Source organism: Microcystis sp. M44BS1 (assembly GCF_020244875.1).
GTDB classification, from domain to species: Bacteria; Cyanobacteriota; Cyanobacteriia; order Cyanobacteriales; family Microcystaceae; genus Microcystis; species Microcystis panniformis.
Genome location: NZ_JADBVM010000231.1, coordinates 1 through 19,686, shown reverse-complemented (window position 1 = coordinate 19,686; position 19,686 = coordinate 1). Strand labels below are relative to the sequence as shown.

17 protein-coding genes and 2 pseudogenes are annotated in these 19,686 nt (G+C 44.8%); 9 read left to right on the top strand and 10 right to left on the bottom strand.

All coding sequences use genetic code 11. The features are described from left to right. Positions 1-68: 68 nt before the first annotated feature. A complete protein-coding gene (locus IM515_RS17910; RefSeq protein WP_287633094.1) occupies positions 69-200 on the bottom strand; it encodes a hypothetical protein in 132 nt (43 codons plus the stop codon). A 174-nt stretch (positions 201-374) separates the two neighbouring features. Here IM515_RS17910 and pruA point away from each other — a divergent pair, with 174 nt between their 5' ends. Then, positions 375-3,344 carry an L-glutamate gamma-semialdehyde dehydrogenase gene (gene pruA, locus IM515_RS17905; protein WP_287628095.1) on the top strand — a complete coding sequence of 990 codons (2,970 nt, stop codon included), beginning with the start codon at positions 375-377 and terminating at the stop codon, positions 3,342-3,344. Positions 3,345-3,788: 444 nt separating this feature from the next. Then, positions 3,789-5,423 (top strand): alpha-D-glucose phosphate-specific phosphoglucomutase, encoded by a 1,635-nt coding sequence (locus IM515_RS17900; protein ID WP_287628096.1) that lies wholly within the window; start codon positions 3,789-3,791, stop codon positions 5,421-5,423. A gap of 68 nt (positions 5,424-5,491) precedes the next feature. Here the strand turns inward: IM515_RS17900 and IM515_RS17895 are convergent, their stop codons facing one another. The 6 genes and pseudogenes from IM515_RS17895 to rpsD form a co-directional block, all read right to left on the bottom strand. Then, positions 5,492-5,902: a tellurite resistance TerB family protein gene (locus IM515_RS17895; protein ID WP_287628097.1), complete on the bottom strand. Its 411-nt coding sequence runs from the start codon at positions 5,900-5,902 to the stop codon at positions 5,492-5,494. Between the two features lies 1 nt (position 5,903). Further along, positions 5,904-7,244: a 16S rRNA (cytosine(967)-C(5))-methyltransferase gene (locus IM515_RS17890; RefSeq protein ID WP_287628098.1), complete on the bottom strand. Its 1,341-nt coding sequence runs from the start codon at positions 7,242-7,244 to the stop codon at positions 5,904-5,906. After that, a complete protein-coding gene (locus IM515_RS17885; RefSeq protein WP_346304831.1) occupies positions 7,241-7,834 on the bottom strand; it encodes an alpha/beta hydrolase in 594 nt (197 codons plus the stop codon). Before IM515_RS17885 ends, IM515_RS17890 begins: the two co-directional genes overlap by 4 nt. A 496-nt stretch (positions 7,835-8,330) precedes the next feature. Beyond that, positions 8,331-8,501 (bottom strand): annotated as a pseudogene (locus IM515_RS26165) (IS1634 family transposase); the annotation flags it as partial. Between the two features lie 191 nt (positions 8,502-8,692). Beyond that, on the bottom strand, positions 8,693-9,145 hold the full coding sequence (locus IM515_RS17880; protein ID WP_287628099.1) for a DUF29 domain-containing protein: 453 nt from the start codon (positions 9,143-9,145) through the stop codon (positions 8,693-8,695). Positions 9,146-9,359: 214 nt separating this feature from the next. After that, complete coding sequence (rpsD, locus tag IM515_RS17875) at positions 9,360-9,968, bottom strand: 30S ribosomal protein S4 (protein ID WP_002737433.1); 609 nt, start codon at positions 9,966-9,968, stop codon at positions 9,360-9,362. A 66-nt stretch (positions 9,969-10,034) separates the two neighbouring features. On the opposite strand from rpsD, the gene IM515_RS17870 reads away from it, so the two are divergent. Both IM515_RS17870 and IM515_RS17865 read left to right on the top strand, forming a co-directional pair. Continuing rightward, positions 10,035-10,166: a hypothetical protein gene (locus IM515_RS17870; RefSeq protein ID WP_287633091.1), complete on the top strand. Its 132-nt coding sequence runs from the start codon at positions 10,035-10,037 to the stop codon at positions 10,164-10,166. A gap of 161 nt (positions 10,167-10,327) precedes the next feature. Continuing rightward, entirely contained in the window at positions 10,328-10,828 is a 501-nt protein-coding gene (locus IM515_RS17865) for a bifunctional nuclease family protein (RefSeq protein ID WP_193961542.1), read from the top strand. A 4-nt stretch (positions 10,829-10,832) separates the two neighbouring features. On the opposite strand, the gene IM515_RS17860 is transcribed toward IM515_RS17865, so the two are convergent. Continuing rightward, on the bottom strand, positions 10,833-10,976 hold the full coding sequence (locus tag IM515_RS17860; protein ID WP_287633088.1) for a hypothetical protein: 144 nt from the start codon (positions 10,974-10,976) through the stop codon (positions 10,833-10,835). Between the two features lie 110 nt (positions 10,977-11,086). Between IM515_RS17860 and IM515_RS17855 the strand changes: the two genes are divergently transcribed. The 5 genes and pseudogenes from IM515_RS17855 to IM515_RS17835 form a co-directional block, all read left to right on the top strand. Continuing rightward, on the top strand, positions 11,087-12,214 hold the full coding sequence (locus IM515_RS17855) for an aldo/keto reductase (RefSeq protein ID WP_287627603.1): 1,128 nt from the start codon (positions 11,087-11,089) through the stop codon (positions 12,212-12,214). Positions 12,215-12,346: 132 nt separating this feature from the next. Beyond that, positions 12,347-13,426 carry a class II fructose-bisphosphate aldolase gene (gene fba, locus IM515_RS17850; protein WP_002744497.1) on the top strand — a complete coding sequence of 360 codons (1,080 nt, stop codon included), beginning with the start codon at positions 12,347-12,349 and terminating at the stop codon, positions 13,424-13,426. Positions 13,427-13,617: 191 nt separating this feature from the next. Further along, positions 13,618-14,856 carry a carboxyl-terminal processing protease CtpA gene (ctpA, locus tag IM515_RS17845; protein ID WP_287627602.1) on the top strand — a complete coding sequence of 413 codons (1,239 nt, stop codon included), beginning with the start codon at positions 13,618-13,620 and terminating at the stop codon, positions 14,854-14,856. A 351-nt stretch (positions 14,857-15,207) separates the two neighbouring features. Next, positions 15,208-16,512: an ABC transporter substrate-binding protein gene (locus IM515_RS17840; RefSeq protein ID WP_287627601.1), complete on the top strand. Its 1,305-nt coding sequence runs from the start codon at positions 15,208-15,210 to the stop codon at positions 16,510-16,512. Positions 16,513-17,335: 823 nt separating this feature from the next. Beyond that, positions 17,336-17,482 (top strand): annotated as a pseudogene (locus IM515_RS17835) (DUF3782 domain-containing protein); the annotation flags it as partial. A 70-nt stretch (positions 17,483-17,552) separates the two neighbouring features. On the opposite strand, the gene IM515_RS17830 reads toward IM515_RS17835, so the two are convergent. Together IM515_RS17830 and IM515_RS17825 are read right to left on the bottom strand one after the other, a co-directional pair. Then, the gene (locus IM515_RS17830) at positions 17,553-18,092 is read right to left on the bottom strand and encodes an REP-associated tyrosine transposase (RefSeq protein WP_287627600.1); all 540 of its coding nucleotides are present in this window, start codon (positions 18,090-18,092) and stop codon (positions 17,553-17,555) included. 855 nt (positions 18,093-18,947) lie between these two features. Beyond that, complete coding sequence (locus IM515_RS17825) at positions 18,948-19,529, bottom strand: hypothetical protein (RefSeq protein WP_287698104.1); 582 nt, start codon at positions 19,527-19,529, stop codon at positions 18,948-18,950. Positions 19,530-19,686: the final 157 nt, after the last annotated feature.

Here is a 19,686-nt window from a genome sequence, read left to right as displayed (position 1 = left end):
GACTATCGGGTATCAGTAATCAGTAATCAGTGATCAGTAATCAGTAATCAGGAGACAGGAGATTATTTTTATTTATTCTCCCCACTTCCCCACTTCCCCATTTCCCCACTTCCCCATTTCCCCACACCCCACACCCCCACTTCCCCACACCCTACACCCCCACTTCCCCGCTCGATCGAGTACAATAGAGTGTTCAGCAAAAGTGATCGGCTATTAGCTTTGATTAGTCCTTCGGTAAGAATATAAACCAGAGAAAAGAGCTATTAAGAGCGGCAATAAGCTGAAAAAGCTCAAAAACTGAATTTTAGGCTGAAGGCTGACGTTAGCTTGCTGAAAGCTGAATCCCGTTGATAATTTTTTTTACTTGAATCACCGTGGTTATCCAAATCGACTCAACTCAAAACTACGAAACCAAAACCCAAGAGATCGCTAGACAACTTTTAGCCGAAACTCGCGAAAAAAAAGGTCTTTGGTCTGCTTTACAGGATCAAATGCGTTGGGATGATAAATTACTCGATTGGGCTATGTCTAACCCCAATTTACGAGTACAATTATTCCGTTTTATTGACTGTTTACCCGCTTTACGCAGTAATGCCGAGATCGCTAATCATCTCCAACAATACCTCGGTGATGCTTCCGTAGAACTGCCCAGTGCGCTGAAAAGTATCCTCAACTTTAGTGATCCTAACTCCCTACCGGCTCAAACGGCCGCCAGTCTGATCAGTAAATCCGTAGAAACCTTAGCTCGTAAGTATATCGCTGGGGAAGACCTAGGGCAAATTACTCGCACTGTCACCCGTCTGCGCAAGGAAAAAATGGCTTTTACTATAGATCTCCTCGGTGAAGCGGTAATTACTGAAGCGGAAACCCAAGTTTATCTACAAAGTTATCTGGATTTAATGACCCATTTGGCTCAAGAAGCAACCAAATGGAATAAAGTTAGCCAAATTGATGAAGCGGACGGCGACTTATTACCACAAGTGCAGGTTTCTGTCAAGCTAACTGCCTTTTATTCTCAGTTTGATCCCATAGATCCCATTGGCAGTAAGGAGAAAGTCTGCGATCGCATTCGCCTACTATTGCGACGCGCTCAGGAGTTAGGGGTGGCAGTCCATTTTGATATGGAACAGTACGTTTATAAAAACCTCACCCTGGCTATCCTGAAAGAATTACTCCTAGAAGAAGAATTTCGCAGTCGTACCGATATTGGCATCACCCTACAGGCATATTTAAGAGATTCTGCCCAAGATTTACAAGATTTAATTAATTGGGCTAAACAGCGCGGTTATCCCCTTACTGTCCGGCTAGTCAAAGGCGCTTACTGGGATCAGGAAACGATTAAATCTCGGCAAAATCACTGGCCACAGCCGGTATATAACGAAAAATCGGCCACCGATGCCAATTATGAGCGGATGACGCGGTTATTATTGGAAAATCATCAATATTTATACGCCGCCATCGGTAGTCATAACGTGCGATCGCAAGCCTTGGCCTGTGCGATCGCAGAAAGTTTAGAAATTCCCCGTCGTCGCTTTGAAATGCAGGTATTGTACGGCATGGGCGACCAATTAGCCAAAGCCTTAGTGAAGCGGGGTCATCGGGTGCGGGTTTATTCCCCCTACGGACAACTTTTACCCGGTATGGCCTACCTAATCCGCCGTTTATTAGAAAATACTGCTAATAGTTCCTTCCTACGGCAAAATTTGGAGGATCGTCCCGTGGAAGATTTAATCGCAGCCCCCCGGGTTTTAGGCAATGATAACCCGATTATCACCGGTTTTCCTAATGCCCCCGATACAGATTATGCCAACGAGCAATTACGAAATGAAGCGAGTCAAGCTCTTACTTTTGTCAAAAATTCCCTCGGTAAGACCTATTTGCCCCTAATTAACGGCGAATACGTTGCCACCAATGTTCAAATTAATTCCGTTAATCCCTGTAACCCGCAGGAAATAGTGGGGAAAGTAGGCTTAATTGAGGTGGAACAGGCAGAAAAAGCGATCATAGCGGCTAAACAGGCTTTTCCCGCTTGGAAACGCACACCAGTGGCTAAAAGAGCCGAAATACTGCGAAAAGCGGCAGATTTGATGGAAGCGCGACGACACGAGTTATCGGCCTGGATTTGTTTGGAAGTGGGCAAAGTTATCCAACAGGCGGATCCGGAAGTGTCAGAAGCGATCGATTTTTGCCGTTATTACGCCTCCGAGATGGAAAGACTGGATTTAGGGCATAATTTCGACGTGGCAGGCGAGAATAATCGTTATTCCTACCAACCCCGGGGTATTGCTTTAGTGATTTCTCCCTGGAATTTCCCCCTAGCGATCGCAGTTGGCATGACAGTAGCAGCTTTAGTAGCAGGTAACTGCACGCTATTGAAACCGGCTGAGACTTCTTCGGTGATTACGGCGAAATTTGCCGAGATTCTCCTAGAAGCGGGTATTCCTGCCGGAGTTTTCCAATATATCCCGGGTAAAGGTTCCCAGGTGGGGGCGCATTTAGTTAGCCATCCCGATGTTCACCTAATCGCCTTCACCGGTTCACGAGAAGTGGGCTGTCGCATCTATACAGATGCCTCTATCGTGCAAAAGGGTCAAAAACACCTAAAACGAGTTATCGCCGAAATGGGCGGCAAAAATGCCCTAATTGTCGATGAGAGTGCCGATTTAGATCAGGCCGTTGTCGGTGCGGTTAAGTCCGCTTTTGGCTACACCGGCCAGAAATGTTCGGCCTGTTCGCGGATAATCGTTCTGGAAAGCGTCTATGATAGCTTTGTGGATCGCTTTGTCGAGGCTACCGGGTCCCTCAATATCGGGCCGACGGATTTACCGAGTACGGAAGTAGGACCGGTTATCGACGAGAAAGCTCAAGCAAGAATTCGGGAATATATCGAAACTGGCAAAAAAGAGGCAGAATTAGCCCTAGAAATGCCGATTCCAGAAGTGGGTTACTTCGTCAGTCCCACCGTCTTTAAAAATGTTCCCCCTGATGCGGTAATAGCGATGGAGGAGATTTTTGGTCCAGTGGTGGCAATTATCAAAGTGAGTAATTTTGAGCAAGCTTTAGCTGTAGCTAACGGAACTGACTATGCTTTAACCGGTGGCTTATATTCTCGCACTCCTGCCCATATTAACCGAGCTATGCAGGAATTTGAAGTGGGAAACCTCTATATTAACCGGGGAATCACCGGTGCGATTGTCTCCCGTCAACCCTTCGGGGGTTTCAAGATGTCGGGGGTAGGTTCCAAAGCAGGGGGTCCGGATTATCTGCTGCAATTCCTCGAACCTCGTCACATCAGCGAGAATATTCAACGTCAGGGATTTGCACCGATTGAAGGGGCCGATTAAGCGATATAGCTAAAATTGGTTATTATTGGGGGTATAAACCCCCAAATCGGGTTAAATTATCGGCTAAGACTAAATCCAGTTATTAAAAACTGATTATTTATTCTCCGTTTTGCCTTCTGCATGAGTAGAAAACGGGTTTCTCCGAGAAACCCGTTTTCTGTGCGTTACTCAACGGATTTAGTATCAGGAGTCGGTCGTCAGGAGTCAGTATTCAGGAGACTATTTTTATTTGTTTTCCCTTCCCCCCACTTCCCTATCTCCCCACTCCCCTATCTCCCCCCGCAACGCGCACGAAGTGGTCTCCCCACTCTCCTAGACTTTTTAAACAAGATTTAGTATGACAGGGGACTCCCCAGCTGTTGTCTTTCCTAGCTGATTTCTTGGCTGTCAACCTACTGCTATATACTTAAGTTGACAATTGCCTCAGCCTATCAAGAAAAGACTATGACGATTGAAACCGTTGCCACAAAACCCTTTAGTGACCAAAAACCGGGGACTTCCGGACTGCGAAAATCCGTTCCCGTTTTTCAACAACCCCATTATCTGGAAAATTTTATTCAAGCTATCTTCAATACTTTAGACGGTATCGAGGGTCAAACCCTAGTTGTCGGTGGAGATGGTCGTTATTATAACCGTCAAGCTATTCAAACTATCCTGAAAATCGCTGCCGCTAACGGTATCGGTAGAATCCTCGTGGGAACTGATGGTATTGTCTCCACTCCCGCTATTTCTGGGTTAATTCGCGAAAATAACGCTTTTGGCGGTATTGTTCTCTCTGCTAGTCATAACCCCGGCGGTCCGGAGGGGGATTTTGGCATTAAGTACAATATTACTAACGGCGGACCGGCCCCGGAAAATATCACCGATGCAATTTATGCCGAGACGAAGGTGATTAGCAGTTATAACATCCTCTCAGGGGCCGATATTAATCTCGATCGCCCCGGTTCCTTTAAACTGGGAACTATGGATGTGGAAGTGATCGATGCGGTCACTCCCTACGTCAAAATGATGGAAAAGATTTTTGATTTCGATCGCATTCAGGCCCTACTCACTTCTGGTAAGTTTAAAATGTGCATGGATTCTCTCCATGCGGTGACGGGTCCCTACGCTTATGCTCTATTTGAACAGCGTTTAGGCGCGCCCAAGGGTACAGTGTTAAATGGTATTCCCCTAGAGGATTTTGGTGGGGGTCATCCCGATCCTAACCTAGTCTATGCCCATGATCTGGTAGAAATTCTCTTTGGTCAAGATGCACCCGATTTTGGGGCTGCTTCCGATGGAGATGGCGATCGCAATATGATCCTCGGTCAGAATTTTTTTGTTACCCCCAGTGATAGTCTAGCTGTACTAACTGCCAACGCTCATCTAGTACCAGGCTATCAAAATGGTATCGCAGGAGTGGCGCGATCGATGCCCACCAGTGCGGCGGCCGATCGCGTAGCGGCTAAACTAGGAATTGACTGTTATGAAACTCCCACCGGTTGGAAATTCTTCGGTAATTTGTTGGATGCGGGGAAAGCAACCCTTTGTGGTGAGGAAAGTTTCGGCACGGGTTCCAATCATATTCGCGAAAAAGATGGTTTATGGGCGGTTCTTTTCTGGTTAAATATTTTGGCAGTTAAAGGGGAATCTGTAGAGGAAATTGTTCGCAGTCATTGGCAAGAATTTGGTCGTAATTTCTATTCTCGTCATGATTACGAAGAAGTCGCCTTAGAACCGGCCAAAGAGATGATGGCACGTCTCCAGCAGTTGGTTTTAGACCTTAAGGGTCAACAATTTGGTAACTATGAAGTGGAATATGCCGATGATTTTAGCTATACGGATCCCGTGGATGGTAGTGTGAGTAAAAATCAAGGTATTCGCATTGGTTTTACCGATGGTTCTCGGATTATTTATCGTCTATCGGGTACGGGAACTAAAGGAGCAACTCTCCGGGTTTATCTAGAAAGTTATGAACCGGACGCAAGTAAACACGATATCGACACCCAAAAGGCCCTACAACCCTTAATTGATTTAGCCGAAAAAATTGGTCAAATTCGTCAATCTACCGGACGGGAACAACCCACAGTTATTACCTAAAATCTAGGGATCAGCTATCAGTTTTTATCGGGGAAATTTTTGACCTGCTCATCACTGATAGCTACTCCTTAATTACTTTCAGTAATTGCTTTGTGGTACAATTTCTGAATTCCCGTCACTAATTTATCTAACATCGATCGATGGCTATCATGAGTCGGATCAAAACTCTGCACTTTGGTTAATAATTTTGCTTCCTGTACGTCCACGTCGTCATCGCTATAGATTAAAGTGCTAATCGATGTTAGTAGATCTTGATAGATTTCTGGACTAGGATTGTCGCCTAAATAGGACTCTAACCATCGATAACATTCACTGGTTTTAACTGGTTTTAGTTCCGATAATAGTGGTTTAATCTCTGGATCATCATCAAGTTTTTCCCTCACAGCTACCTGTCGTAAATAACTTCTTTCTGATGGTTGAATCACACCATCAATCCAAGCAACACCGATGAGAATTTTCAGTAATTGTTTATTTTTCATCTCACACTTCCTTGACTAACTTAGCCATAAAAAAACCGTCTTGATTATGCCGATGGGGTAACACTTCGATCGCTCCCGTTTCTGTATAGTATTCTGAGAAGCATGAATTAGAGTCAGGAGTGGCCATTTTCCAATCGGGATGAGCGGCTAAAAACTGCTCGATCACTCTTTCATTTTCTAACGGATCGAGAGTACAGGTGGCATAAACTAAGATTCCCTTCGGTTTTACCCAAGTGGCAGCCGAGGCTAAAAGTTCCCCCTGTCGTTTGGCTAGTACAGGTAAATTTTCGGGTGTTTGTCGCCAACGTATATCAGGACGCTTGTGCAGGGTTCCCAATCCTGAACAGGGAGCATCGATTAGTACACGATCGGCGATGCCGCACCACTGGGGACGATCGCGACTATCCCCTAGATGTATTTCGATCGCTTTTAAGTCTAATCTTTTAATATTGGCTTCTAACTGTCGTAAACGGGATGCCGTTTGATCACAGGCTAATATTCTACCTCGATCGCCCATTAATTCGGCAATATGAGTGGTTTTTCCCCCCGGTGCCGCGCAAGCGTCGATAATTGTCTCTCCGGGCTGGGGATCGAGCAGATAAGTGACTAATTGGGCGCTAATATCCTGTAGGGTGTAATTTCCGGCTCGAAATCCCTCTAAACGCTCAATATTGCCTAAACCAGAGGTTAAACGGCAAGCTAGAGGTAACTTAAGATGATTAAAAGCTATATTGGCTGATTCCAACTCATTTTCTAGGGCTTCTCGGCTAGTTTTCAGGGGATTAATCCGAATATCGAGGTCAGGAGAGCGATTAAACCACTGACACAGTTGTTCCGTTTCCGTAACACTAAAGCGATCTAACCACAATTGCACCAACCAATCGGGGAAACTGTGGAGAATCCCCAATCTAGAAGCGGTATTTTCTGGCAAAATTAAAGGATCATCGCCATTAGCAGTTAAACGGAGATATTGCCGCAGCATTCCGTTAACCACCGCCGCTAATTTGCCTAAATGACTGATTTTAGTTAATTCTACCGCCGTATTCACCGCCGCTGATGGGGGAATCTGGGATAGATAACGCAGTTGATAAAGACCAATATGGAGAATTCGCCGTAAATCCGGGGGTTGCTGGGCCGCGGTTTTTTTCCCCAGGCGATCGAGCAGCGCATCCAAAGTTCTTTGTCGGCGCATTATACCATAAACAATCTCCGTTGTCAAGGCTTTGTCAAGACAATTTAAGGAACTAGCGGACAAATGGCGATCAAGAGCGCGATCGGGATAGGCGGAGGAGCGATCGATATCCCGTAAAATCAGCAAAGCCAGCTGACGAGCATTATTCATGCTGTTTCTAGACGATTGCGGAGGAATTGGCGTAATATAGTCAGCGCCGGAATCGGGATTTCGTGGCCCATATTTAACTCGTGATATTCGACGTTAACCCCCAAACCAAGCAGTAAATCTCTGGCTTGACGAGCGGCAGCGATAGGAACGACGGGATCCTGCTTACCATGAACAATTAAGACATTTTGGGGACATTGGGGATGGGGTTCACTGTGCAGATAACCACTCAAGGAACCCAATCCCGCCAAGGGTAAAGATAAACCCACATCCAGCGTCATCGCTCCCCCTTGGGAAAAACCGGTCAAAAAAGTCCGCTCTAGGGGAATGCCGGTGGTTGCTTCTAGGGAAATAATCCAATCGTGCAACTGTTGACGACTAGCGGCTAAACCTTGATAATCGGAGGTTTCTAACGCATACCAGGCGCGTCCCCCTGGCACTTGGGGATGATCAAAGGGAGCATTAGGAAACAAAAATTGACAATCAGCCAGATCCAGCATCGATGCAAGGGGGGCCAGATCCATGGCATCAGCACCCCAACCGTGCAGCATGATCACTAGATAGCGAGCGGGATTTTCCGGGGAAGGGGGAATGACAATCGGGTTAAAAGACAGAGTTTTTTCCTCGCAATTCTTTTTTATCTCTATTCTATAGCGATTTTCCCGGCAGTGAGATGGGTGTGGGGGAGTCTTTTCAGTGATCAGTGATTAGTAACCAGTAATCAACAATGTTCGACTGTTCCAGTTAAATAGCGGATGGGGTCGGCAAAGGGAATAAACAGATTATCTTCAAACTGACTGAAAATCTGTTCTAAGTAGTCGGACATAAATTCTGTTGTCTATCTTAAGACCCACATTCCGCACTTTATGATTAAGTCGCAATAACGCCACCAAGAAAAACTGATTGAACCGACAAAATTTGTTGAGATTAGAGAATTTTTACATCTGACTTCACCAAGAATAATTTGACAGAAGCAAGAATCGCTCAAGTTAGACATAGTTAAACTAAGGTGTCCTAATTTATTAGACACTTTTCGGAGAAAAAGTTTTTTCTGGGATTGGCTTAAACTGAATTTGCTCAATTTGATTCTCAACTTACTTGGTAGTAATTTTGGCAATAAATCGAAAAATATTGAAGAATATCAAGAATCTCCTCAGTTAAATTACTGATGTGGCTTTGAGCATTAATTTTTACTAAATGAATCTCCTGTAAAACCTGAGATATCCATCTTAAAGTTGGTTTATCTAAAGAAGTATTTAATGTTTAATGTTTTAAACAAGAACTAGAAAAATTAGTTGTGGAGAATTCTCCTGCTGATTTAAGTAGGTGGGTGGAATTAAATATAAGATGAACGTAGGTTGGGTTGAAGCATGAAACCCAACACCCGCTCATGTTATGCTACCGTTAACCCATCCTACAAATAATTGTGCCTCCCTACTTATATCCATTTTTCAAAAGCTATTTTCAGGAAAATAATCCCAATTTAAAACCTGTTCTTGGCTAAAAGGACAATCAACTGGAAAAGTTTCTTTTGGTAAATTAGTTTCATTTACCGTCCCTCGCACTGCTTTTTGATAACATTCTGCGAAAATATCGGCTAAATAGGGTTTTAAGCTAGGACTATCCCTAAAAATAAGCTCTAATTGTTCTCTTTGCTCATCAATGGTATTTACCCAGCTATTAGTCCGTTTTTCTGGTTGATATTGCCATTTAAGTAAGTGCATCAAGAGAACTTTTAAACGACTGAATACCTCCCGTCTATTATTACGTCCCATATCAGATATTTCTTCGATTAAGTTATCTAAATCGAGGGCTGCTAAATGGCCCTTTTTTAAGTGATTTACGGTTTGCTCAAGCCACAAATTAAAATCAGTTTCATAAAGCTGAGATAATTGATTTTTCATGTTGATGATATCCCATTTAGAAGTGGGTGGTAACGGACCACTCTCTTAACTGTAACTGTTCAGGGGAGTTATCAGTAGGGGGAGCCAGTTGAGGTTCTGCCATTCGCAGTCGGATGTTAGCCAGCCCCATGTACAATCAAAAATACTAAATTTAACCAATAAAATAAGGACGCTGCCAATTGCGTCCTCAAGGTATCTGGAAAAGGCTTTTTTCCTAGACTTTCCGAGAGTAGTATTCCACTACTAACAGTTCATTAATCGAGAGGGCAATCCATTCTCTTTCCACAACGCCATTCACTTTGCCCACGAGGGTGTTTTTGTCAAATTCCAAATGACTCGGCAGGTTGGCTAAACCGGGGTATTCCATATTTCTTTTGACGAGATCCTGGGAACGCTCTTGATTTCTAACTCCAATCACATCACCCGGACGGCACTGATAACTGGCAATATCCACAACTCTACCGTTAACGGTGACGTGACCGTGATTGACTAATTGTCGCGCCCCCGGAATTGTCCCGGCCATACCGAGACGGAAAACGGTATTATCCAGACGCATTTCTAGGAGTTGCAGCAGCACTTGACCGGTGGAACCGGTAGCCCGGCGAGCTTTGCGGACATAGCGAACTAATTGTTTCTCGCTGACACCGTAGTTAAAACGCAGTTTTTGTTTTTCTTCTAGACGAATGGCATATTCTGAACGTTTTTTGCGGGCCTGGCCATGTTGCCCCGGTGCATAGGCACGACGGGCATTTTTACGGGTTAAGCCCGGTAATTCCCCTAAACGACGCACAACGCGCAAGCGCGGTCCTCTATAACGAGACATACAGACAGTCTGCTCCTATTTAAATTTATCCCAAAACTATCATCGTAGCACAAATTAAGTAATTTAGTGGGGAAGTGGGGAAGTGGGGAAGTGGGGAAGTGGGGAAGTGGGGAAGTGGGGAAGTGGGGAAGTGGGGAAGCGGGGTGTGGGGAGTGGGGTGTGGGGAGTTTTCTCAGTGAACTGATAACTGATAACTGATAACTGCCTCCTGACGGCAGCTGATGTATTTTTTTCAATAAAGATGAGGCTAATCTCTGCCATCTTAGGGCATACTGTGAGTGTAACGAAGCACTATATTATTCAGGTTGCTTTCCCACTCCTTCCCTAGCTGAATCTCTATCTTGGAGAAGCCATTAGTCATGATCGAAATGAAAGTCGCTGGAATTGCCCTAGACGCTATCACTCGCAGTCCCATTGTACTGCTGAAGGATGGTTCCGAGCGTCGCGCCCTACCTATCTACATCGGACAAGATCAGGCTAAGGCCATTATCACCGTCCTCGAACAACAAAGACCCCCTCGTCCTCTCACCCACGATTTGATCGCTAATATTTTTAAAGCTTGGGACATGGATTTAGAAAAGATTATCATCCATTCTCTCCAAGATAATACTTTTTATGCTGTTCTCTGTCTCCAGCGCGGCGAAGTCAAAAAAGAAATCGATTGTCGTCCCAGTGATGCGATCGCCATTGCCCTGCGTACCAACAGTCCTGTCTGGGTAATGGAAGAAGTGATCGCTTCCGCTTCTATTCCTGTTGATCGTGACGCAGATGAAGAGGAACGTCAAGCTTTTCGCAATTTCGTCTCCAATCTTAGCCCCTCAGACCTGATCCAACGTCACGGTGATTTTAGTGATCAGTGAACATTCAGGAGATATAGGAGATAGGAGTCGGGAGATAGGAGATAGGAGTCAGGAGATAGGAGTCAGTAGTCAGGAGATTATTTTTATTTATTCTCTCCATTTCCCCATCACCCCATTTCCCCATTTCCCCATTTCCCCATTTCCCCATCACCCCATCCCCCAATACCTTCTAACTGACAACTGATAACTGATAATTGATAATTGATAATTGATAACTGATAACTGGTAACTGATAACTGATAACTGATAACTGAATCAATGCGTTATCGACGATTTGGCCGTACTAATTGGCAATTTTCGCTGTTTTCCCTGGGGACAATGCGCTGTTTGTCCTCAGAGTCGGTGTTTGCCGCAACACTCGATCGCGCCTTAGAATTGGGTATTAATCACCTAGAAACGGCCAGAGGTTACGGTAATAGCGAAGTTTTTCTCGGTCGCTACCTGCAGCGTCAAGGGGTGCGGGAGCAAGTTTATGTGACCACGAAATTAGTCCCCACTCCCGATCGCCAAACTATGGAAAAAGCGATCGCCGAATCCCGAGAACGATTACAATTAAATTACCTCGATTGTCTAGCAATTCACGGTATTAACACCCGCGAGCATTTAAACTGGATTAAAGACCCGCAAGGCTGCATGAAAGCCGTTTTTATGGCCCAAGAAGCTGGAAAAATCGGTCATGTTGGCTTTTCTACCCATGCACCCCTAGAAATTATTCTGGAGACGATCAATACAGATTTCTTCGCTTTTGTCAATATCCATTACTATTTTTTTTGGCAAAGACAGCAACCAGCGATCGCTTTAGCCCGAGCAAAGGACATGGGTGTGTTTATTATTTCCCCTGCTGATAAGGGAGGTAGTCTCCACAGACCTCCGAAAAAGCTAGAGGAATTATGCGCCCCTTTTTCACCCCTAGAGCTAAATTATCGCTTTTTATTGAGCGATCCGCGCATTACTACCCTCAGCGTCGGGGCAGCGATACCAGAGGAATTAGAAGCAATTATTAACGTATCCGAACGAGATCAGCCCTTAGATGCGGCAGAAATTGCCGTTTTTAACCGTTTAGAGGCACACTTAACCGATAAATTGGCCACAGATTTATGTAGCCAATGTTATCAATGTTTACCCTGTCCCGAAAATATTAATATCCCTGAAGTGTTGAGACTGCGGAATCTGGCAGTAGCTTACGAAATGACCGATTTTGGCCAGTATCGCTATCGAATGCTGGAAAATGCCGGTCATTGGTTCCCCGGACGCAAGGCGAATAATTGTACTGAATGTGGTGATTGTTTACCTCGCTGCCCAGAAAAATTGCCGATTCCCAGGCTGTTATTTGATACACACGAACTACTTAACGGCCCGCCGCGACGGAGATTGTGGTCATCTTAGGACGAAACTGGGAAAAATTTTTTTTGGGGATCGTCAAAGTGTAAAAACTATCTTAAGATTAACAGGTAAGAGAATTAACTTTCTTGAATTTAAAGAGACAAAAAACAAGAAATAGATTAAGGAGTAAAGGATATGGCACTCGTCCCCATGCGGTTATTGTTGGATCACGCGGCTGAGAACGGATATGGCATCCCCGCTTTTAACGTAAATAATATGGAGCAGATCCAAGCGATCATGCAAGCGGCGGCAGCCACCGATAGCCCCGTTATCCTGCAAGCTTCTCGCGGTGCGCGCAAATATGCAGGCGAAAACTTCCTGCGTCACTTGATCACCGCCGCGGTGGAAACCTATCCTCATATCCCCATCGTGATGCACCAAGATCACGGTAATGAACCCGCCACCTGCTACTCGGCGATCCGTAACGGTTTCACCAGTGTCATGATGGATGGTTCCTTAGAAGCGGATGCTAAAACTCCCGCCACCTACGAGTACAACGTTAACGTTACTGCTGAAGTGGTAAAAGTTGCCCACTCGATCGGTGCTAGTGTGGAAGGAGAACTCGGTTGTTTAGGTTCCCTAGAAACTGGTAAAGGAGAAGCGGAAGACGGCCACGGTTTTGAGGGAGAATTAGATCACTCGATGCTGTTAACCGATCCCGATGAAGCGGTGGATTTCGTCGAAAGAACCCAAGTAGATGCTTTAGCAGTAGCCATTGGTACTAGCCACGGTGCTTACAAATTTACCCGCAAACCCACCGGCGAAATTCTCGCTATTAGCCGCATTGAAGAAATTCATAACCGCTTACCCAATACCCACTTGGTCATGCACGGTTCTTCCTCGGTTCCCGAAGATCTCCTCGAATTAATCAACCAATTCGGTGGCGCTATCCCTGAAACCTACGGTGTTCCCGTGGAAGAAATCCAAAAAGGCATCAAGAGTGGTGTGCGTAAAATCAATATCGACACCGACTGCCGTTTAGCAATTACTGCCGCAGTTCGGGAAGCACTATTCAGCAACCCGAAAGAGTTTGATCCCCGTTTCTTCCTGAAACCCTCGATCACCTATATGCAGAAAGTTTGTGCCGATCGCTATCAACAATTTGGTACCGCCGGTAACGCCAGCAAAATCAAACAAATGTCCCTTGATGACTACGCAGCCAAATATGCTAAAGGGCAATTAACCCAAGTCAGCAAAAAAGTTGTGGCTGTCTAGTAGCTGAACAATTAAGCGATCGCTTAATGGCACCGATCTAGTAGAATTTTTTGGGGTAGTTAACCATAACTACCCTCTTTTTTATGGGAATGCCTTCAAGGGAAAGAGTTGTCAGATAAGAATCGATTTCAGAGAAAAGACTATACTGAAAATAATCAGCAGATCAGCACTGGATTTATAAGAGAAGCAAGATGAGAAAAAAATCGTTGTGGGTGGGATTATTAGTGGGATTTTGGTTTTGTCTGACTTGGATGGCATGGACACCCACAGCAGCCGCCTTTAGCGAAGAACAAAAATTATTACTACAATCTTGGCGATTAGTCAACCAATCTTATTATGATGACACATTTAATCATCAAAACTGGTGGCAGGTGCGGGAACAATTCATCAAAAAACCCCTCAACGATCGGACGGCGGCCTATAATGCGATCGAACAGATGTTAGCCACCCTCGATGAACCCTTTACCCGTCTCTTGCGACCGGATCAATACCATAACCTACAAATTAGCACCACGGGGGAATTATCGGGGGTAGGACTGCAAATTAATATCAATCCCGACAATGGTTACTTAGAAGTAGTTGCCCCCCTTGCCGGTTCTCCTGCTGAGGCCGCTGGTTTAACTAGCCACGATCGCATTTTGTTTATTGATGGTATCGATACCACTACTTTAACCCTCGATGCAGCAGCATCCAAAATGCGCGGGACCGCCGGAACAGAAGTTTCCTTAGTCATTCTTCCCTATCAAAAAAGTCAACCAAAAACCCTATCTTTAACCCGTCAACGCATTTCTTTAAGTCCAGTGGTAGCGGTTTTGGATAAAAATTCTAGTTCCTTGCCCATCGGTTATGTGCGCTTAAATCAATTTAGTGCTAACGCTGCCAAAGAAGTCTCGGAAGCTGTGACGAATTTACAAAAACAAGGAGCAAAGGGTTATATTTTAGATTTAAGAAATAACCCTGGTGGTTTACTGCAAGCAGGCATAGAAATCGCTCGGATGTGGATTAATCAGGGAACGATCGTTTATACGGTTAATCGTGAGGGAATTGCCGATAGTTTTGCCGCTTCTGGTAATGCTTTAACCGACTCGCCTTTAGTCGTTTTAGTCAATCAGGGAACCGCCAGCGCCAGCGAGATTTTAGCCGGAGCATTACAGGATAATCAACGAGGGGTTTTAGTGGGAGAAAAGACTTTCGGTAAGGGATTAATTCAGTCCCTATTCGAGTTACCAGACGGGGCAGGATTAGCGATTACTGTGGCTAAATATGAAACTCCCGCCCACCATGATATTCATAAGTTAGGAATTATCCCCGATCAAGTGGTGGCACAGGAACCGATCACCTATGAGGAAATCGGCACCGAAAAAGATAGTCAATACCAAACGGCAATTCAGTTTTTAAACCAGAACACCGTTTTAGCCAAAGCTTCCTAACTGGGGTTTACTGAAAAAGTTTGTTGGTGGGGTGAGGCAGGAGATAGGGATTTAGAGATTGAGGGGTTTAGGGGTTTAGGGGTTTAGGGGTTTAGGGAAATTTCAGCCAAATGCTCTACTTCCCCATTTCCCCACTTCCCCATTTCCCCACTTCCCCATTTCCCCATTTCCCCATTTCCCCACTACCCCACACCCCACGGCATAAATCGAACAAATTAGCCATTTTTTCCATCAATATCTAAATTAAGATGAAACCCTGTTTGATTTGGAGAGAATGCTAACATCGATTAGAATTTTCCCAGTCCGGGCTTTTCAGTCTTGCAACCTTGACTCATCCTTGATCTTACCGCCATGCAGAGATATATTCGATCGCCCCTAGCCCTAACCCTGAGTATCAGCGTCTTAGCTAATTTTTTAACCGCTTGTAATAATGCCCAAACCCCGAATAACAACGCCTCTAGTCCCACCACCACTGCCCCCGGTGATGAGGGCTTAAAATTAGGAGCATTACTGCCCATTACTGGAGATTTAGCCGCTATTGGTCAAAATATGCCCGAAGCGGCTGCCCTAGCGGTAGAGACTATCAATGCCTGTGGTGGAGTCAATGGCAAACCCGTCACCCTCGTGAAAGAAGATGACCAAACCGATCCCGCCGCCGGTGCTTCAGCGATGACAAAACTAGCGCAGATGGATAAAGTAGCCGGTGTGATCGGTTCCTTTGCCAGTAGCGTCTCAGGAGCAGCCGTCGATGTGGCGGTGAGAAATAAAGTTATGTTAGTCTCTCCGGGTAGCACCAGTCCTGTATTTACTGACAGGGCGAAAAAAGGCGATTTTCAAGGTTTTTGGGCGCGGACGGCTCCCCCAGACACCTACCAAGCTCAAGCTTTAGCAGTCCTAGCTAAGAAAAAGGGTTTTCAAAATGTGGCCACCGTCGTGATCAATAACGATTATGGAGTCGGATTTGAGCGGGAATTTGTGAGTGCTTTCGATAAATTAGGCGGCACTATCACTAATAAGCAAAATCCCGTCCGTTATGACCCGAAAGCTGCCACTCTCGATAGTGAAGCGGCGGCTGCCTTCGCTAACCAACCGGATGCTGTAGCGGCAGTCCTTTACGCTGAAACGGGCAGTTTATTACTACAAGCGGCCTATAAACAGGGGTTGACCAAAGGAGTTACTGTCCTCCTCACCGATGGGGTTTATTCGGAAGATTTCACCAAACAGGTGGGGAAAGGAACCGATGGTAAGTCAATTATTGCTGGCGCCCTAGGCACGGTCCCCGGGGCCAACGGTCAAGCTTTAAGCGCTTTTACTACCCTCTGGAAAGAAAAAACCGGCAAGGATGTCACCGCTTTTGTTCCCCATACTTGGGATGCGGCGATTTTATTGATGTTAGCGGCCGAGGCGGCTAAATCTAACACTGGTGAAGGGATTCAAAGCAAGATTCGTGAGGTGGCTAACGGTCCGGGGACGGAAGTAACCGATGCTTGTCAAGCCATGGAAATGATTCGCAAAGGCGAGGATATTAACTATCAGGGGGCCAGTGGCAATGTGGATATCGATGAAAATGGCGATGTGGTCGGTAGTTACGATGTCTGGACTGTCAAGGATGACGGGACTCTCAAGGTTATCGATAAGGTGACACCCAATCAGTGATCAGTGATCAGGAGGCGGTCGGCGGTCGGCAGGAGGCAAAAGGCAGGAGGCAAAAGGCAGCTTTATTCTCCCCACACCCCTGCTCCCTTGCTCCTCTCCCCCTCAACACCCACGAAGTCCGTTGACAGCAGCATACTTTGTGCTTTTTGTCAAAAAAACTTTTTTTTTGCAATAAAACTACACAAAAAAAAGATCATCGTTGTGGGTGAAATTGACTCATTTACCCGTCTTAATTAGGATTACCTTCTAGCTGTGGTAAGGGTTTCAAGCGTTGCTGTCCAAAAAAGCACAGAATAGCCCATTATGAAATTCAGTAAAATCGCTGTTACCACTGTAACATCGTTGTTAAATAAAAATCTTTCTCAATTAATTTTTAAGAATTTGTAAATATTGCGGAATGTTAATTTAAATATTCTCAAGTTTTTGGCATCAATCAATAATTTTTGCTTATCTTTGTCGAACATTGGGTTAGGAGTAAGGAGTCAGTCCTGATGCCAAACTTGGCAGCGCCAAACATGAAAATATTCTGATTGACGAATTTGCGTTATTTCAGCCTCTATTTTCCAGTCAGTCCCGATGAAAAAATTTTCACCACCAGAGATGAAAAAGCAAATCCTGTTATCTCGTTCTCAGGTTCTACCTGGGAACCCTTTATTCAGGTTCTACCTGAAGGATATTTTAAGGCAGAGCCTTGGCACAAGCAAATCCTGCCATCTTGTTCCCAGGTTCTACCTGGGAACCCTTTATTCAGGTTCTACCTAAAGAATATTTTAAGGCAGAACCTTAAATATTGTGTGCCAAGGCTCTGCCCTGGCACAAGCGAAATCAAGCTTATGGGGCAGTCGCTGGGATTGAAATTAACGAAGGAGTAGATCGCTATGCTTATAAAAAGGGACTATTTGTCATCAAGCCTTCGGGAGATACTGTAGCAATTGTCAATGATGCTAACTTTCAGCCAAGGACTTGGTAGAACCTAGCTTCAGTTATCAGTTAATATCTCCCAACACTTCATCAAGGGAGTAGGTTTCATTATTACTTATTTAAGGAGACGGAGAAAGGTAATCAATTGACAAGATTCCCTCTTGATTTAAGTAGTTTCGATAACTGGAATATCGCCAATGGGCAGGATCGTCCACATAACCACGCTTAACTGGATTATTGTGAATATATTCTAGTTTTTGCTGTAGCACTTCCTCTGAGAGAATTGCTTGGGGATGAGAACCCTCTTGCCAAAGTTGATAATCTTGATCGATTTTATGACCTAATTTGAACAGACGAAGTTGAGTTAAGTAATGCTGGTTATTGGTTTGCTTAAGATAATCGATAATTGAGCGAGCAGTAAAGGATTTAAATTTGCCAATTTCTTTAGATAAATTAGCAGATGAAGCAATAAGATGAAGGTGATTTTCCATTAAGACATAACCATGAACTGATAACCGTTGATGCTCCTGAAGAAAGCTGAGAGAATTAAATATTATTTGGGCAAGTTCAGGTTTACTAAAAATCGGAATCCAATTGACAGTAGTGCAGGTGAGAAAGTATGGACATTGTTCAATAATTTGGTAGCGACTGCGTCCCATTTTTGCCGTCTCCTTTCCTTTGCGGGTTTATTTGTTGTGTCTCATTGCATCTCGTGCATCTCGTTCCCAGGTTCTACCTGAAGAATACTTTAAGGCAGAGCCTTAAATATTGTGTGTCAAGGCAGAGCCTTGACACAAGCGAGCCTTGACACAAGCAAATCCTGCTATCTCGTTCCCAGGTTCTACCTGGGAACCCTTTATTCAGGTTCTACCTGAATAATACTTTAAGGCAGAGCCTTAAATATTGTGTGTCAAGGCAGAGCCTTGGCACAAGCGAGCCTTGGCACAAGCAAATCCTGTTATCTCGTTCCCAGGTTCTACCTGGGAACGTCCCCTTCAGGTTCTACCTGAAGAATACTTTAAGCCCACATTCCGCACCCTCAACTGTCACATAAGCTGTCCCCCTCCAGAGACTTGAGTAAAACCCACATTCCGCACCCTCAACTGTCACATTGAAAATTTTATCTAAATCGTCAAAATGATTGCCGGCTCTGAATTACAGGCTAATTTGTTTGCCCAGCAGATGCACAATTAGCCCTAAAAATCTGATAGCTCTGATACCAAATTATTGAGATAAACTCTCATTAAGCTGGCGATCACTGAATAGAGTGTGACACTTCATAATTCTTAGTAATCGCTAAAAGTCTTACTATACAAGGGCTAGAGCAACTTTTGATTTCAACGACTAGGGTGCGGAATGTGGGATATTACTAAAGGAACCGCTAAAAGTAATTTAAATGTTACGGTTAAGTGTACCTTTCCTAAGCCGCCGAACTCGTCTGATTGATGGTTCAATATTTAACGTTTTCTGGTTCTTCCGTATATTCCCAAAATAAGAGAGCCAAATAATCTTGATTAAGGTTTCTGGTCTTGATTTTGGGGATAACTGGGGAATAGATCTCTGGGGAAATCCTCGGCACTTAAACAGGTTTGTAAAGCTTGGGAGGGATTATTTTTGTCCACACCACGACTGACAGCGATAACGCACTCGGAAAAGCGACCGGGTAATAAACTTTGACGACAGGAATCTAAAACCTGTTTAGAAATCCCTAATTTATCAGGTTCCTTGGCTGTTTCCGTTTGTTTGAGGGAATTAGCGGCAAACAAGGGGGCAGCGCGGTGGATATCGACCACACAGTGACCTAGGTCGATGGGACGACGCACTTGAAAACAAGCTTGCAGAGCCAGATTACCATCGATCGGGGTTTTGGATTTAATCATCACCACACACCGGGATAATTCTTTAGGAATTAATGCTTCTGAACAAGCGCTGGCGGCATCTTCGGGACTCACTCCCGTGCCGACAATCTGACTGATACAGGCGCTAAATTGATTATTGTTGCCAAATGCGATCGCTGTTTGGTTCATTTCTACTAAGCCAAGGGAAATAGTAGCGATCGCGCTCCAACTAGCAATTTTTTTAATATGGTTTTTCATTGTTTGCTCACACCGAAGATTTTAAGGCTAACTGGCCTTGATTTTAACAGATTCACGGGCAATGGGGGAATGGGGAGATGGGGAGATGGGGAGATGGGGAGATGGGGAGATGGGGAGATGGGGAGATGGGGAGATGGGGAGATGGGGAGATGGGGAG